Here is a 15,672-nt window from a genome sequence, read left to right as displayed (position 1 = left end):
AGAGAGATCTTCATTTCAGGGACTCATTTTTTATTTCAAACCGAGCAATGACTTCTTCAATAGTCGGCTGAATACTTTTTTGCACAGTAATCGCGTGGTCGAGTGTCTCCTGACTGATGATGTCATGTTCGACAAGATACTCACCAAGCGGTAAGGTTGAGCTTGCATGCTGCAACAAGACCGCGGAAAATGCGGCCGTATCGATACGACCCAGTGTTTGGAGTACCTCACCTAGCATGACCTGCCTGGAGACATAATAAATCCATACAGCCTCTCGCTCACTTTCCTGTATACGCCCAAAGGCAATTGCAGCATTAAGAGTATCCATTGGATCAAACAAACGATATCGTGCGTAACAATGACGCAAACCTACCGTAACCTGTCCAATCTGCGCAATCACATAGATGATGTCCATGCCTAGTTTTCGACGCAGAGCGGATAACGCGATCGGACTCAGTGAGGACTCCGATGCCACTGTGAGACGATTACCTTCTTTTTTTATTGGCAAGACAGCGTAGTGCAAGGCAACCTGCGCCGGCACGATTGAGAGCAGCGCGGGAGAAAGACTGTATGCATCAATCGTTGCGGATTCGACTTTAGCTTGCTCAGCCAGTCCTTGCGCGAGTTGCTTAGGACTGATCTGACCGCTGTGAACCAGCCAGGTTCCAAGTCGCATGCCTTCGGGCTTGTTGAGCAACGCCGCTTTGAGCTCTGTCTCGGTCAAACTTCCCTGATTGACCAAAATCAGACCAATCATTCTTCGCGCACGAGAAATTTCGCCTAGCGACGGAAAATCATGCGTGGTCTTATCCCATGCCACACGCCTGGGATTACCCTGCTGAATCACTTGTTTAATTGCCCGCCAGTTCGCGAGAAAATTGATGAAATTACCCAGCAACATCCTGGGCAAAGACAATAACCCCTGAAAGAGACCGTAGTATTGCGTGACGAAAAATGTTCTTTGTAATATCCGATTCGTCATCAACAATACGTTGATCCATAACAAAATCACCAGCAAGTCACTTTCTTCGAAAATAGATAGAAAGCGATAGGCATCTGGCCAAAAGGATTCGTACAACCAGACAAGGATCAACTGGAACAAAATCAAGTTTGCGGCAAAACTAAAAAAATTAGTAAAAACGCCCTTGCGATCGCGCCAAAGGAAATAATTCAGTCGCCAGTTACTCGTCCAGCCGTGCGTCACATATCCCTGAAAGACGATTCCAATAATCCAACGGGATTTCTGCCGAACAGCGGTCTCAATCTTGTTCGGAAAAAATTCTCTCACGCAAATAACATTGGATTCTCTAAAACTTTGACCGAATATTCGCGTTTTTTCCCATATGCTTTTTGATTGATCCGGTACCGGAAACCTGACGAAAATTTCCTCGAGACCATGCTCTTTCAATCTGAAGCCAATGTCATAATCTTCAGTCAAGCTTTGCGTATCGAAGGCAATGCCATCTCCGTCCACCAGCAGGGTTTCAATTGCACGCCGACTAAAACAGGTTCCCACACCGGCGCTGGGCACCTGCCCGACAACTGCCTCCCTGAGCGGGACGTCTTTTGCATGCAGTTCGGTAAACTCATCGATATAGTGCATGCCGACAAAGTCGTACCATTTTCTTTCAAACGGATAGACGGGCACCTGAATCAGGTCTTTACGATCGACTAAATAATTGAAGAGTCGCAACTCCATCGGAGAAACAACATCCTCGGCATCATGGAGAATAAAACCCGCGAACTTGAGGTTCGCGCGTTTTTCAAACTGCATGATGGCATCGAGAACATTATTTAAACAATCCGCTTTGCTGGTGGGACCGGGACGGGCACAAACGACCTTGTGCACATTTGGAAACATCGCGCATACTTCATCAACATCTCGTTGGGTGTCAGGATCATTTGGATATGTTCCGACAAAGATATGGTAATTTTCATAATCCAAGGTGCGTGCCGCAGCATCGGCCATTGAGCCAATGACACCTGTTTCATGCCATGCGGGAATCATGATTGCCAACGGCTTTTCAGGGACGGCTAACAGTAATGCCTGATCTGCGCGAGTATGGCGTTTGTAGACTGTGAGTTTGCGCCAAAGCCATCTAACCCAATAAACCAGATCGACTAGCAGATCATCGAAGCCGCTGATAGTAATGAAAACCGCCACGACGATGACAATAAACTTTAAGGCGTATAGATACAGGGCGAAGTAATCAACCCAAAACATAATATGCCTTCCGTCTTAGTTCTGTCATGTTAGATAGTGAGGCATTTTTAAAAAACTAAAGTTATTTGTGCGCTTTGTGTAGATATCTTACCTACATCGTGGTAACAATGATTAATCCCCCTCGATCATGCTGGAAAATTCTATCGAGATATTTAAATACCTAAATATGACTAGTATTTATTATGAAAGGATGATGCTTTTCATACTAATCATGACTCTGTTAATCGAGAAAATTGCTCTCATTTTATGAATACTGGGCAATGAAGGATATGATATTGATCATGAAAAACCTCTCTTTTATCAAGCGCAGCAATGGCAGTCACTGGGTGGGCGATGGTTTTCCCGTAAAAAGTATTTTTTCCTATACTGACATTGCCGAGAAAATCTCCCCATTTTTGATGATGGACTATGCGGGTCCAGTCAATTTCCCCCCGACTCAAAAAAAGCTTGGCGTCGGTCAGCATCCCCACCGCGGCTTCGAGACGGTGACGATTGTTTACCAAGGCGGTGTATCGCACCGCGATTCATCGGGTGGTGGCGGAACAATTGGCCCCGGAGATGTGCAGTGGATGACGGCCGCCTCGGGTCTGATACACGAAGAGTTCCACAGTGAAGAGTTTGCTCGCCAAGGCGGTCCATTCGAAATGATCCAACTGTGGGTCAACTTGCCCGCTAAATACAAGATGACCCGACCTCGCTATCAGGGCATTCTTGCCGATCAAATTCCGACAGTGGATCTGCCTGCCAATGCCGGAAGTGCGCGAATCATCGCTGGCGCCTATCAAGAAGCGAAGGGCGCTGCAGCCACCTTTACACCCATGAATGTCTGGGATCTCCGTCTTAAAGCTGGCAGAACACTTTCAGTGACTCTTCCAGCGGATCATACCATCGCCCTTTTTGTGCTTAATGGAAAGCTTGCAATCAGCAACCAGACCGTTGGGTCAGCTGAATTAGCCGTGATGGAGCGCGAAGGTACCGCTCTTGTCGCGGATATTTTAGAAGACTCCGTTGTACTTTTACTGTCTGGCGAACCGCTCAACGAAAGCATTGTCGGCCACGGCCCGTTCGTGATGAATACCCGGGCAGAAATCGTGCAAGCGATACAAGACTTTCAGCAAGGTAAGTTTGGCCAAATCGTGGATCAGTCATAGCCTCATGAACGCATCACGCTTTGAATATATTTACGACTTGCCTTTCAGTTTGAGGAAATGGTTCACGCGGATGATTTTACTGATCCTCATGATTGTAAGTACTGGTGCGTTTGCTGTACGCATAGAGTGCGCCTTTGATGTGAATGACACAAAGCATACTCTGACCATTCCTCCTAAAAACGACATTTTTGAACGTCGTCTGATTGATCTCCCGGGTGGCTTTCGTTTTGCGGGACAGTATCTATCTGAGTTGAATAAATTTAAAGCGTACATTTATCACACACCAAAAGATCGATACGTCCTGATCTCGCTTCAAGAGTTCAATTTGACTTCTCCAGCGTGCATGCAAGACTTTGGTAAACAGCGGATATATGACAGTGCAGATGAACGAGAGTTATTTTTTCATTGCAAGAAAACTTGCGACCAATAATGCCCATACTTAGATACTTTTTTGTCTTGCTGCTTTCGCTCCTCATGCAACTCGGAGTGGGCGAGTCTGTGCAAGCTCGCAACGAAACCATCAAAATTGTGTTTGTCGGCGATATTATGCTGGACGATCTACCGGGCAAGTTTATTGAAGAGGGCAAGGACCCCTTTGCGGCTTTCTCCCCGCTGTTTCGTTCGGCCGATCTCACGATCGGTAACCTCGAATCCGTTGTAGGTACGACTGGCATCAAAGAAGACAAGCCTTTTGTCTTGAGAGCGCATCCGCGTGTTCTTCCCCTCCTCAATAAGCACTTCAGCGCCTTGTCTCTGGCAAACAATCATAGCGGAGACTATGGCCCCGAAGCCTTTTCTTCCATGCTGGATCTACTCGATTCGGCAGGCATTCGATATTTTGGTGGTGGCAAAAACTTGCGTGCCGCGTATGAACCGATCATCTTCGATGTAAAAGGCAAGCGCATCGCGCTACTGGCCTATAACCTGTTTTTTCCACGCAGCTTTGAAGCATTAGAAGACCGGGCAGGCAGTGCCTGGGGCGAGGACGACTATGTGCGGGCGGGAATTGAGCGTGCACGCAAGGTTCACAAGGCAGACATTGTGATTACGTATCCTCATTGGGGCTGGGAAAATGAAAAATTCGCCTCGGCCAATCAGATCGCTCTGGCGCACTTGATGATTGATAGTGGTGCGGATGCGGTGATTGGGGGTCATCCTCATGTCACACAAAATATCGAGATCTATAAAGGCAAAATAATTTTTTATAGTCTGGGTAATTTTGTATTCGATAGCTTTGATACGGAGGACACCAACACCGGATGGGCCGTTGAAATGAGCATCGAGCCTCACTCAAATATTTCATGGAAAATATTTGAAGCCAAGCTCGATAAGAATGGGATCCCCAGAAACAACGGACAGATCAAGCTTCCTTAGGCGCCAGCACCACGACTGCATCAGCCGCAACGGCTGACTGTCCAGTCTCCATGACAAGTAATGGATTGATTTCGGCCTCAAGAATCCGATGCCCGACGCTGGCGATCATTGTTGAAAAGCCCACGATCGCCTGAACGACGGCATCCACATCAAGTTTAGGTTTGCCGCGATAACCATCAAGCAAAGGCCAGGACTTCAGCTGTTTAAGCAAACTCAAGGCCTGCTCCTCGGTGATCACCATGCCGGGTGGGAGTAAGCACAATACGCTGTCATTCATGAGTTCGGCCGTGACGCCTCCCATGCCGACCATCAGTGCCGTGCCCAGCGGATCTTTGTGCATACCGATAATGAGCTCGACGGGTGCGCGCAACATCGGTTGAACAATAAATGTTTTTGCTTCAATGCCTGTGTGCTTGCGAACGTCATTCGCCATCTTGGCGAAAGCCTGTGGCATGGTTTCCGCACTTAAACCCAACCGCACGCCACCCGCTTCGGACTTATGCAAAATCTCCGCAGACAACACCTTTAGAACAACTGAACCGTTAAGATTTCTCGCAGCGGTGACAGCCTCTTGTTCGCTCTGCACAACCAGGGTTTGAGCACAGGGAATTCCGTAACGGCTAAATAACTGTGCCGCTTCGAATTCGTTTAAAGGTCCTTCACGATCTGCTATGTATGCTTCAACGTGTGGATTGAGCAAGGGTTTGAATGCAGGGAGCTTCTGCGTAACAGACTCCATCGCCTTGAAGGCAACTGCACACGACTCGGGATTCAGAAAAGCCGGGACACCTCTGGCTTCCAGCACTTGCACGACATTCGGTGCATGAGGACTAACATACGCCAAAATGGGCTTGTCAGAATCACTCAAACAGTCTCTTATCGCATCCGCAACCAAATCGGGCATTGCCAAACTCGACGAACCTACCACCACGACCAACGCATCGTACAACTGGCTGGCCAACACGGTACGAATGATGGCGCGTAATAAAACAGGATCCAGGCCAGCGAGCGTGACATCGATCGGATTTCTATCCAGAGCCGCCTCATCGCCCTTTTGCAGCGCTCGCAAAGCTTGCGCCGTCACAGGATCAGGAGCGGGCGTCTCTAAGTTCGCGACACCCAGACTATCCGCGACCAGAGTGCCGGCTCCGCCTGTTGATGTCAACACGGCGATTCGTTTACCCTTGAGAACACGACGAGTCGACAACGCCGAACAAATATCAAGCAAGTCATTGAACTGCTCGGCACGTATTACACCAATCTGTTCAAAGAATGCGTCGTACATCCTGTCAGAACCTGCCATGGCACCGGTGTGGGAAATTGCCGCGCGTGCACCGGCCTCCGAGCGTCCGACTTTGTACGCAACCACAGCCTTACCCGCGGCACGCGCAAGTGCGACGGCACGACGAAAACGCTCCGGATGCCTGATGGTTTCCACATACAAGGCGATCACTCGCGTGGCGGGATCATTGGCCAGATACTCAACAAAGTCGGACAGCTCAAGATCGACTTCGTTACTTGTCGAAATCAGCTTTGAAAATCCAATCCCGCGTGCCGCACCGCGCGATAATATCGAGCCAAGAATACCGCCGCTCTGTGACACAAGACCGACCGTACCCGCTTCAAGACCACTCATTTCAAGGGCAGCACTAGCGGAAAGTATGATGCGATCAGTCAGGTTGACCAGACCGATTGTATTGGGACCCAGGATCCGCATCTTTCCGGTTGCGTGCATCAGAGCAGCCTGACGCGAAGCCCCCTCCTCTCCCGTTTCTCCAAAACCGCTGGCAAGCACGATTGCGGCCGCTGTGCCACGTTCAGCCAACTCGCGTACCGCCTCATGTGCACGCGCCGCGCCTAGTAATACGATGGCGACATCCGGAGCCTCTGGCAAATCAGCGATACTTGCATAACATTTAAGCTCGCCTATCTTGTCAGCTTTGGGATTGACCGGATAGACCTTGCCGGCATAACCATGTTTCATCAAGTAAGTAATCGGCCGCCCGGTTGTTTTGCGCGGATCGGCTGAGGCGCCTATCACCGCAACACTACGTGGCTGAAAAAGTCGTTTGATCGCATCCATTATTTGATTCAAGCCTTCTTGGCTGCCGCTGTACGTTCAAGAAAGGCCATGACGGCCTCGCGATGTTCGCTGCTGGTGTAGCAAATGCCTTGAGCTTGACTACCTTGCGCAAATACCTGGGGCGCACTCAATTCAAAAGTTTGATTGAGAATGGTTTTACCCAAGGCAAGCGCTGTCGCCGAACCTTGACTCAGAGACTTTGCCCATGCTTGCGCATCGCTCACGAGTCCTTCCTCGGTGCTCATTTGATCGGCAATACCAAGACTCAGAGCTTCTTGCGCTTCGACTTTACGGCCGCTAAATATCAAGGCCTTGGCTTTTGGTAACCCGATCCGACGCGGCAAGAAGTACATTCCACCGCCATCAGGAATCAAGCCACGATTGATGTATGACCAGGTAAAGCTCGCATGTGGACTGACCATTACAAAATCACATGCCAGTGCCGTATCAGCGCCTAGACCGGAAGCCGCGCCATTGACTGCGGCGATGGTTGGTTTGGGCATCGTATAAAGCAAGGACTGCGTATGATGAACACGCTGCTGTCTTGCCCAGCCGTTGAAAGCGACTTCGCCTGCGGGTGCTTTCATGCGCTTTTCCATTCCGGCGACATCACCACCCGCGCAAAAACCTTTGCCTCTGCCTGTCAGCACCATCGCACGAATATTTCGATCCGTTGCAATCGTCTCCAGAGCCTCAATAAACTCGCCTCGCATCGTATCGCTCATTGCGTTACGTTTTTCAGGACGATTCAAATAGACCGTAGCGATCCCGTCCGTGACACTCAATTCAATCAATTCACTCATGTTGTGCTCACTTTAATTTGGTTCGATTTTGGCGGCTTTCACGACAGCTGCCCAACGCTTTTGCTCGGCACTCACATAATCAGCAAGCTCTTTCGGCGTGCCAGCTGAAATGACCAGTCCTTCACCTTCTACGCGTTTGCGAAAAGCATCTGATTGCGCGGCTTTTGCGGTGGCTGCATTCAACTTTTTAATGATCTCGTCTGGTGTCCCGGCTGGCACAAAGAATCCATACCAGCTTTCCGCCGCATAGCCGGGAACGCCAGCCTCGGCGATCGATGGGACTTCAGGCCGGACAGGCGAGCGCTCGGGTGTTGTGACACCCAACGCCCGGACCTTGCCGCTTTCTATCAGCGGTGCCGCTGCGGTGGCCGTGGCAAACATCATGTTGACTTGTCCGCCCAATAAATCATTCAGTGCCGGACCTGCCCCTTTATAGGGAATATGCGTCATTTGGACACCGGCCAAGTTATTGAATAACTCTCCAGCCAAGTGTGCCGAAGTACCGACACCCTGCGAAGCAAAGGTCAGTTTGCCAGGCTCGGCTTTCGCTGCGGCCACCAACTCCTTGATATTTTTGTAGGGGCTGTTTGCCGGTACAACGAGAATGTTGGGCGAGCGTCCGATCAGCACAACAGGATCAAATGCCTTGTCCGTATCAAACGGCATTTTGCTGCGCAAACTGGGATTGACAGCATGCGCAAAGGTTGCAATCAAAATAGTCGTGCCATCAGGCGCGCTCTTTGCAACCGTATCCGAACCAATAACGGTTCCGGCACCGGGCTTGTTTTCAACAATGACTGTTTGGCCAAGATCCTGAGCCATTGCTGCACCTAGAGTCCGGGCGATTGTATCCGTCCCGCCTCCGGGCGAAAACGGCACAACAATTCGTATCGGTCGATCAGAAGCACTTTGCGCGGAGGCGGGGGAAATCATACCCGCGAGAGGTGCAAGCAGCAGCAGGGCCAGAGCCTTGTAAATATGATTTTTTAAGCGGGGCATTTGAATGGTCTCCAGAGGTATTCAAACAGATTGACTGCATAAGCTGAAGTCTAGTCCCATCGAGGACAGCTTGCCCATGGCACAATTCCATCTAGTAGAATTAGGAGCTCATCATGCCCAACTCTCCAAGCCTCTCCGACCCCAACCGCTCCCTCTTGAGAGGGCTGGAAATTTTGCGTGCCTTCCGTCCCGGCAGCGATGTGCTGGGAAACGCTGAAATCGCCGAACGGACTGGCCTGCCCAAATCAACCGTCAGCCGATTGACAGGCACGCTCCTCAAAGCCGGCTTCCTCTTTCATTCCCCTCAACAGCAAGGCTACAGCCTTGGGGTCTCAGTATTGAGCTTGTCTCATGCCATGCGCAGTGGTTCCTCTTTATTACAGTCCGCGCGTGCGCCGATGCTGTCAGAAGCCAGACGTTTACGCGTGAATGTAGGACTCGCCTTGGCTGATCGTGATGAAATGGTTTATTTGGAAACCCTGCGATTCGCCGGCAACCCGTCCTTGCGCCAGGTTGTTTCAGGACAACGCGTCCCGATGGCGCTGACATCTCTGGGTCGCGCCTACCTCAGCACATTGACAGCCGCGGACAGACGCAAACAGCTTACCCACTTGAAATCAAAACACATTAGAGACTGGAACGCGCTACGCAAACAAATCAATCAGTCAATACAGGATGTTGAACGTCATGGCTGGTGTATCACCAGCTGGCAGCCTCAGGTCATCGCACTGGCGACTCCGATCATGCTTGAGCATCAACCCACGCATGTGCTTAACATGAGTCTTCATACCGGTGATGGCCCTGAACAGGTGGCTGCTCGTCTAGCACCTGAGTTGATGCGTCTGAAAGGACTCTTGATTACCAATCAGACCCGCATGCTAGGATAATAAGATGTCTCTTTTGACTGACAACTGACTGACAAAAAATCTACTTTCATTTCATGACCATGCAACCGCTTGCAAGCATACTGCTCAAGACGCTCACAACGTTAGGCGCAATGCTTTTTACTTGCCTGGTTTCAGCCCAGCCAGTCGGAACTGTGGCTGCGGCATCGGATCTGAAGTTTGCTCTCGAAGAAATCGCACCCCAATTTGAAAAAAATACCGGCCACAAAATTCGGTTGGTATTTGGCTCCTCTGGAAACTTTTATTCTCAATTGCTTCAGGGTGCCCCCTTCCATCTATTCATGTCGGCGGATGAATCCCTTGTTTTCAAACTAGCCGATGCGGGCAAAACAATCGGCCAAGGTAAAATCTATGCACTGGGTCGCATTGGAATCATGACGCCCAAAGGCTCTCCGATCAAAGCGGATCCATCTCTCTCCGGTTTAAAAATCGCGCTCCAAAACAATCAAGTCAAACGCTTTGCAATCGCGAATCCATCCCACGCCCCCTACGGGATGCGCGCCAAAGAAGCGCTCGAACACGCAGGTCTCTGGTCGCAACTTGAGTCCAAACTCGTATTCGGTGAAAACGTGTCACAAGCTGCACAGTTCGCCACATCTGGTTCCGCACAAGGGGGAATCATCGCCTATTCGCTTGCACTCGCGCCACAGGTCGCACGACTCGGTGAGTTTGCCTTGATTCCTGAAAGCTGGCATGGCCCACTGATACAGCGCATGGTACTGTTGCGCGACGCGCCCGACTCAGCCAAAGCCTTCTACGATTATCTTTCAACGCCAGCCGCTCAAGCCATTATGGTGAGATACGGTTTTACCCTGCCGAGGTCATAATCCTGTGGACTGGCAAGCTCTTCTGCTTTCTCTAAAACTGGCTAGCATCACACTTCTGGTGTTGTTGCCAATGAGCCTGTTGCTTGCGCGCTGGCTGGCCTACAAGCAGTTCAAGGGAAAGTCTTTTATTGAGGCCTTGGTTGTACTTCCCTTGGTGCTTCCGCCAACAGTACTGGGTTACTACTTGCTGGTCTCACTTGGCGCAGCATCGCCCTTGGGGATCCTGGCGCAAAACTTATTTGGCGTACAGCTGACCTTCAGTTTTACAGGACTAGTCATTGCTTCGATTATTTTTAACATTCCGTTCATGGTGCAACCCATACAACGCGCGCTTGAAGCGATCCCCTCCAACCTGTCTGAAGCCGCACTTGTCAGTGGCCTGAATGCCTGGCAAACCTTTCTCAGGGTTGAGTTACCGCTAGCTTGGCCCGGCCTGTTATCCGCGATGGTCCTGACTTTTGTCCATACGCTTGGGGAGTTTGGCGTGGTCTTGATGATGGGCGGAAGCATTCCCGGTGAGACGCAAACAATTGCCATTTCCATCTACGATCGTGTACAGGCTTTCGACTTGCAAGCCGCGGATCGCATGGCGCTCTTATTACTGATACTGTCTTTGTTTGCTGTTGCGGCTTCCTATTTCGCCTCGGCACGGATGACGAGACGGCGATGACTACACGTTCAACTCACCGGGCGCTTCATGTGTTGATTGATCAACAGGAACCTATTTTTTTGCAAGGCGAGCTCAAGTGCGAGGCGGGTCAAATGGTTGCGCTCATCGGTCCCTCCGGCGCTGGCAAAACTTCATTGTTACGTTCAATTGCCGGGCTACTACCCATGCGCTCTGGCATGATTCATGTTGCCGATGAAGTCTGGTTTGATAGCAAAGAACGCATCAACATCAAAACGCTCAACAGGCATGTCGGTCTGGTTTTTCAGAATTACGCACTGATGCCGCACCTGTCTGCGGTGCATGATGTGGCGCTTTCTTTACTGTATCTTCCAGAACCTCAACGTCTCGATCGTGCGAAAGCCTGGTTAAATAAAGTCAATATCACGGGTGATTTACAACAACGAAAACCCGCACAGCTTTCCGGCGGACAACAACAACGTGTAGCACTCGCTCGTGCACTCGCGCGCGAACCCAAAGTCTTGTTACTCGATGAGCCCTTTTCCGCTGTGGATCAGTTAAGCCGGCAAAGTCTTTACGAACTGTTGGCCGACTTACGCTCCGAGCTTGATATTCCTATCATCTTAGTGACCCATGATCTCAACGAGGCGCGCTTGCTCGCGGATCAAATCGCCGTGATGGATGCAGGCAAAATCGTGCAGCAAGGCACGCCTCTTGATGTGTACAAATCTCCAAGAAACGCCCGCGTTGCTGACCTTGTCGGCATCAGAAATCGTTTTTACGGAAAATGGTTGGGACCCGATCCTGTCTCGACAAGCCCGGGGACTGGGCTACTGCAATGGCTAAGCAGTCCCAATGATACAGATGGACCTATTCTGAAAGTACGAGACAAAGGTCGACTTGAAGTCGGCCAGGCTGTGACTTGGGTCATTCAGACCGACGGCTTGTCTCTCCGGGCAATGAACACTCTGCAGGATGATATTGGTCAACAGACCACCTTGGAGAGCATTGTCGCGGATATCAAGCATCTGGGCGAATCTTCCCTTGTGACGCTCAGGACGCATGCACCCAAAGAGGTCCTACTGCATATGACCATCACGGGTCCCCAACGCGCGCTGATCAAGCAAGAGCATCGCATGACAATCTCGCTCGATACGGATTGGGTGCACATTATGCCGCTCGGCTTAGCCAGCTAAAACGACGGCATGCACAGCGTCAATCTATATTGGCTTGAACATGGGTATGCCAGTCCCATTTTCACTTTTCTTGAATGTCACCTGTACTGATTGACCACAGCGAATTCTATCCAAATCGCAATCAACAATATTGGTCAACATCGTTGGTCCGTCATCCAGCGTGACATACGCGATCACGTAAGGAACGGGTCCAGGCACACGCGTCACACTGAAGCTGTAAATAGTGCCTGTCCCGACCGACTCTTTCCATTCGGTCTTGTCACTAAAGCAAAAGGGACACAAGGCCCGCGGATAGTGGTGATACTGACCACAGTCGTTGCAATATTTAATCAGCAGCCTGCCTTGCGTCGCTGCCTCGAAATATGGCTCATCCCCATAATTGAATTTGGGATCGGAGATTTTTCTGTCTTGATAGGGCGTTGTCATCGAATCACTCTCTTTCCATAATGAGTGTCGCGCTGCCGTGGCGCGTACCCAATAAACCACCTGTACCATGCGCCAAAGCCAGATCGCAATTTTTAACCTGCACCTGAGGATTAGCCTCCCCGCGCAACTGTCTCACCGCTTCGATGATCTTGGTAATCCCTCCCCTGTTAACCGGATGGTTGTTGCACAAGCCACCTCCGTCCGTATTAAAAGGCAGTTTGCCAACCCCTGAAATGAGATTGCCATCCATGACAAACTTTCCACCCTCGCCCTTTTTGCAAAAACCTAAATCCTCAAGAGTCATGATGACTGTGATAGTGAAACTGTCATAGATAGAGGCGTACTTGATGTCTTGAGGCGTCACACCTGCCTCAGCAAAGGCAATCGGACCCGAGCGTACCGCGCCTGAGTAAGTGATATCGACCTTGCCACCCATCTGGCCCTTTGGAGACTCGCCGCTGCCAATCAGTTTGACCAAGGGACGGTTGAGCCGCTTGGCGACCTCCGGACTCACCACGATGACCGCGCCGCCACCGTCCGTCACCACGCAGCAGTCAAGCCGATGCAGAGGATCTGAAATCATGGGGGAATTCAGCACGTCTTCAACTGTGACCACTTTTTTCAAAAAAGCGTGCGGGTTGTGCTGGGCATGATGCGAAGCGGCTACTTTGACCCAGGCGAGTTGCTCGCTGGTTGTACCAAATTCGTACATATGACGCATTGCCGCCAGCGCGTATAAATTGACCGTCACCGGAGCGTAGGGCATCTCAAAGGGCGTATCGGGAATATTGGAGTCAAGCTCTCGCACGATCGTGCCAGGCCGACCAAAACCTGCGCAAGTGATCAGTGCAACACTACACTTTCCCGCAGCGATTGCCTCGGCGGCGTGGGCGACTAAATAAAGATATGAAGAACCACCAGTGTTGGTCGAGTCAGAGTGTCTGACTGTCAAACCCATGTAATCAATCATATTGATACCGCCTAACCCGCCAGGCGCATCAGTCGAACAGAAATAACCATCCACATCATGGATGGTTAAACCAGCATCCTCCAGAGCACCCTTCGCGCATTCAGCATGCAACTGAGCCAGTGACTTATTTTCAATTTTTCGGGCCGGGTGTTCATAGATACCCCCGATATAGGCCTTGCCTCGAATACTCATCGGATGCTTGTCTCTTGTGTGGTGTAGGAAGTTTGGTCAAGGAAATATTCATTTTTTTTACCATGCGGGTCCATGTTAGTAAACGCATTTGATTCATTTCAGCTTAAAACTGGCATACTTAGTTTGTTTTTAATTATCGTCTGACTGATCAGGATGCCATCATGGGTAAAAATGCAGCGCAAGTCATCGTCGAAGTACTCGAGTCGGCTGGAGTTCGGCATATTTATGGTGTTGTTGGTGATACGCTTAATCACGTCACGGATGCGATCTCAAAAAGCAAGATCGAATGGGTCCACACACGACATGAAGAAGTAGGGGCCTTTGCAGCAGGCGCTGAATCCTACATGAGTGGTGTGCTGGCCGGTTGTGCGGGCTCCTGCGGCCCTGGCAGCCTGCATCTGATCAATGGCGTGTACGAAGCCCATCGCAATCATGCGCCGTTGATTGTGATCGCCAGTCAACTGGACACCATGAGTCTTGGTCTGGATATGCCGCAGGAAGTGGACTTCCAAAAAGTTTTCTCTGACTGTTCAGTATTTTGTGAACAGGTCTACAACGCCGAGCAAGCTCGCCGGGTCGCAGTACTGGCTTGCCAGGCAGCGATTAGCAAAAAAGGACCTGCCGTCATTATCTTGCCCGTCGATGTCAGCAGCACAGCGATCAAAGATGATATTCCCTACTCCGTACACTTTCCAAGTCCCGTGCGCCGTCCATCTGACAGCGAACTTGCGCAAACTGCCGCCATTCTGGATTCAGGTAAGAAAATCGGTATCTATGCGGGTGCAGGATGTCAGGGAGCACATGACCTGTTAGTTGAGTTGGCGAAAAAGTTAAAAGCTCCGATCGCCCATACCTCTCGCGCGAAAGACTTTGTTGAATACGACAACCCCTACAATGTTGGCATGACGGGCCTACTGGGTGTGCACTCCGGTTTCCACATGATGACCGAATGCGATACCTTGCTCTTGCTAGGCGCGGATTTTGCCTGGGGCCAGTTCTATCCCAAGCACGCAAAGATTGTGCAAATTGACCGCGATGGCGCGCGACTTGGCCGGCGTCATCCCATCACGCTCGGCTTGGAAGGCGATATCATCGCCTCGCTGCAGGCATTACTGCCCATGGTCAAAGAACGCTCAGACGAGACATTTTTAAAGGAATGTCTTGAGCAACGCAGAAAGACCGAGGCCACACTGCTCGCCGAAGAACAACCCGGCCATGGCGAGATGATTCATCCCCAACATCTTGCAAGTTTGCTCAATAAATACGCGGATGATGACGCCCTGTTCACTGCGGACACGGGTACAGCGATGGTGTGGACCTTGCGACACATCAAAACCAACGGTAAACGTCGCACGATGATCAGCTTGCGTCATGCGACGATGGCCAATGGCATGCCGATGGCACTGGGTCTGAAAAAAGCGTATCCCGATCGTCAGGTGGTTTGTATGGCTGGTGACGGTGGCCTGGCGATGTTGATGGGAGACCTCCTCACGATTCATCAGGAAAATTTACCCATCAAAATTGCTGTACTCAATAACGGCGCACTGAATTTTGTCGAGATGGAAATGAAAACGGAAGGTTTGCTCAACAACTACACAGACCTTAAAAATCCAAGCTTCGCCAAAATTGCTGAGGCGGTTGGATTGAAAGGCTTTGAAGTCAAACGCAGCGAAGACCTCGAGCAAGCGGTACAAGATTTTCTATCTCATCCAGGCCCCGCACTGCTCGATGTGCATACCAATCGCTATGAGCTCGTGATGCCGCCAACAGTCTCTGCACAAAACGTTGTGGGCATGGCAACCTATAGCGCCAAGGCGCTCTTGAGCGGTCGTATTAGTGATGTAAAAGACTTGATGAAAAGCGCATTGCATGACTTGAAGCGCTGATGATTAAA

At 50.6% G+C, this 15,672-nt stretch carries 14 protein-coding genes; 8 read left to right on the top strand and 6 right to left on the bottom strand.

What is annotated here, in order from left to right:
* Positions 1–10: 10 nt before the first annotated feature.
* Positions 11–2,224 (bottom strand): glycosyl transferase family protein, encoded by a 2,214-nt coding sequence (locus tag QWY27_RS08060; RefSeq protein ID WP_290196489.1) that lies wholly within the window; start codon positions 2,222–2,224, stop codon positions 11–13.
* A gap of 281 nt (positions 2,225–2,505) precedes the next feature.
* On the opposite strand from QWY27_RS08060, the gene QWY27_RS08055 reads away from it, so the two are divergent.
* The 3 genes from QWY27_RS08055 (at position 2,506) to QWY27_RS08045 (ending at position 4,749) form a co-directional block, all read left to right on the top strand.
* Positions 2,506–3,375, top strand: a complete 870-nt coding sequence (locus tag QWY27_RS08055) for a pirin family protein (RefSeq protein WP_290196487.1) — start codon at positions 2,506–2,508, stop codon at positions 3,373–3,375.
* An 88-nt stretch (positions 3,376–3,463) separates the two neighbouring features.
* Entirely contained in the window at positions 3,464–3,805 is a 342-nt protein-coding gene (locus tag QWY27_RS08050; protein ID WP_290196485.1) for a hypothetical protein, read from the top strand.
* Positions 3,805–4,749, top strand: a complete 945-nt coding sequence (locus tag QWY27_RS08045) for a CapA family protein (protein WP_290196483.1) — start codon at positions 3,805–3,807, stop codon at positions 4,747–4,749. The genes QWY27_RS08050 and QWY27_RS08045 overlap by 1 nt, the downstream gene beginning before the upstream one ends.
* Here the strand turns inward: QWY27_RS08045 and QWY27_RS08040 are convergent.
* Genes QWY27_RS08040 through QWY27_RS08030 form a run of 3 tightly spaced genes read right to left on the bottom strand, consistent with a single transcriptional unit; the run spans position 4,736 to position 8,634 of the window.
* Positions 4,736–6,832, bottom strand: a complete 2,097-nt coding sequence (locus QWY27_RS08040; protein ID WP_290196481.1) for an acetate--CoA ligase family protein — start codon at positions 6,830–6,832, stop codon at positions 4,736–4,738. The two genes, QWY27_RS08045 and QWY27_RS08040, sit on opposite strands and share 14 nt — an antisense overlap.
* Positions 6,833–6,840: 8 nt before the next feature.
* Entirely contained in the window at positions 6,841–7,635 is a 795-nt protein-coding gene (locus tag QWY27_RS08035; protein ID WP_290196479.1) for an enoyl-CoA hydratase/isomerase family protein, read from the bottom strand.
* A gap of 12 nt (positions 7,636–7,647) precedes the next feature.
* Positions 7,648–8,634 (bottom strand): tripartite tricarboxylate transporter substrate binding protein, encoded by a 987-nt coding sequence (locus QWY27_RS08030; RefSeq protein ID WP_435433462.1) that lies wholly within the window; start codon positions 8,632–8,634, stop codon positions 7,648–7,650.
* Positions 8,635–8,747: 113 nt separating this feature from the next.
* Between QWY27_RS08030 and QWY27_RS08025 the strand changes: the two genes are divergently transcribed.
* From QWY27_RS08025 to QWY27_RS08010, 4 genes are read left to right on the top strand one after another with little or no spacing between them, the layout of a single operon-like run.
* Positions 8,748–9,521, top strand: a complete 774-nt coding sequence (locus QWY27_RS08025) for an IclR family transcriptional regulator (protein ID WP_290196477.1) — start codon at positions 8,748–8,750, stop codon at positions 9,519–9,521.
* A 59-nt stretch (positions 9,522–9,580) separates the two neighbouring features.
* Positions 9,581–10,366 (top strand): molybdate ABC transporter substrate-binding protein, encoded by a 786-nt coding sequence (gene modA / locus QWY27_RS08020; RefSeq protein ID WP_290196475.1) that lies wholly within the window; start codon positions 9,581–9,583, stop codon positions 10,364–10,366.
* Positions 10,367–10,370: 4 nt separating this feature from the next.
* Positions 10,371–11,036, top strand: coding sequence for a molybdate ABC transporter permease subunit (modB, locus tag QWY27_RS08015; RefSeq protein ID WP_290196473.1), 666 nt, complete (start codon positions 10,371–10,373; stop codon positions 11,034–11,036).
* Entirely contained in the window at positions 11,033–12,190 is a 1,158-nt protein-coding gene (locus QWY27_RS08010) for an ABC transporter ATP-binding protein (RefSeq protein ID WP_290196471.1), read from the top strand. The genes modB and QWY27_RS08010 overlap by 4 nt, the downstream gene beginning before the upstream one ends.
* A 24-nt stretch (positions 12,191–12,214) precedes the next feature.
* On the opposite strand, the gene QWY27_RS08005 is transcribed toward QWY27_RS08010, so the two are convergent.
* Positions 12,215–12,616 (bottom strand): Zn-ribbon domain-containing OB-fold protein, encoded by a 402-nt coding sequence (locus QWY27_RS08005; RefSeq protein WP_290196470.1) that lies wholly within the window; start codon positions 12,614–12,616, stop codon positions 12,215–12,217.
* Between the two features lie 4 nt (positions 12,617–12,620).
* The gene (locus QWY27_RS08000) at positions 12,621–13,778 is read right to left on the bottom strand and encodes a thiolase family protein (protein ID WP_290196468.1); all 1,158 of its coding nucleotides are present in this window, start codon (positions 13,776–13,778) and stop codon (positions 12,621–12,623) included.
* A 161-nt stretch (positions 13,779–13,939) separates the two neighbouring features.
* On the opposite strand from QWY27_RS08000, the gene QWY27_RS07995 reads away from it, so the two are divergent.
* Positions 13,940–15,664 (top strand): thiamine pyrophosphate-dependent enzyme, encoded by a 1,725-nt coding sequence (locus QWY27_RS07995; protein WP_290196466.1) that lies wholly within the window; start codon positions 13,940–13,942, stop codon positions 15,662–15,664.
* Positions 15,665–15,672 lie beyond the last annotated feature (8 nt).

The organism is Zwartia vadi (genome assembly GCF_030410375.1).
In the GTDB taxonomy this organism is placed as follows: Bacteria; Pseudomonadota; Gammaproteobacteria; order Burkholderiales; family Burkholderiaceae_B; genus Zwartia; species Zwartia vadi.
This window is presented reverse-complemented; position numbering and strand designations above follow the sequence as displayed.

Coding starts and splice junctions, on each gene's coding strand:
- QWY27_RS08060 (WP_290196489.1), bottom strand. CDS start 2,224: ATGTTTTGGGTTGATTACTTCGCCCTGTATCTATACGCCTTAAAGTTT.
- QWY27_RS08055 (WP_290196487.1), top strand. CDS start 2,506: ATGAAAAACCTCTCTTTTATCAAGCGCAGCAATGGCAGTCACTGGGTG.
- QWY27_RS08050 (WP_290196485.1), top strand. CDS start 3,464: ATGATTGTAAGTACTGGTGCGTTTGCTGTACGCATAGAGTGCGCCTTT.
- QWY27_RS08045 (WP_290196483.1), top strand. CDS start 3,805: ATGCCCATACTTAGATACTTTTTTGTCTTGCTGCTTTCGCTCCTCATG.
- QWY27_RS08040 (WP_290196481.1), bottom strand. CDS start 6,832: ATGGATGCGATCAAACGACTTTTTCAGCCACGTAGTGTTGCGGTGATA.
- QWY27_RS08035 (WP_290196479.1), bottom strand. CDS start 7,635: ATGAGTGAATTGATTGAATTGAGTGTCACGGACGGGATCGCTACGGTC.
- QWY27_RS08030 (WP_435433462.1), bottom strand. CDS start 8,634: ATGCCCCGCTTAAAAAATCATATTTACAAGGCTCTGGCCCTGCTGCTG.
- QWY27_RS08025 (WP_290196477.1), top strand. CDS start 8,748: ATGCCCAACTCTCCAAGCCTCTCCGACCCCAACCGCTCCCTCTTGAGA.
- modA (WP_290196475.1), top strand. CDS start 9,581: ATGCAACCGCTTGCAAGCATACTGCTCAAGACGCTCACAACGTTAGGC.
- QWY27_RS08010 (WP_290196471.1), top strand. CDS start 11,033: ATGACTACACGTTCAACTCACCGGGCGCTTCATGTGTTGATTGATCAA.
- QWY27_RS08005 (WP_290196470.1), bottom strand. CDS start 12,616: ATGACAACGCCCTATCAAGACAGAAAAATCTCCGATCCCAAATTCAAT.
- QWY27_RS08000 (WP_290196468.1), bottom strand. CDS start 13,778: ATGAGTATTCGAGGCAAGGCCTATATCGGGGGTATCTATGAACACCCG.
- QWY27_RS07995 (WP_290196466.1), top strand. CDS start 13,940: ATGGGTAAAAATGCAGCGCAAGTCATCGTCGAAGTACTCGAGTCGGCT.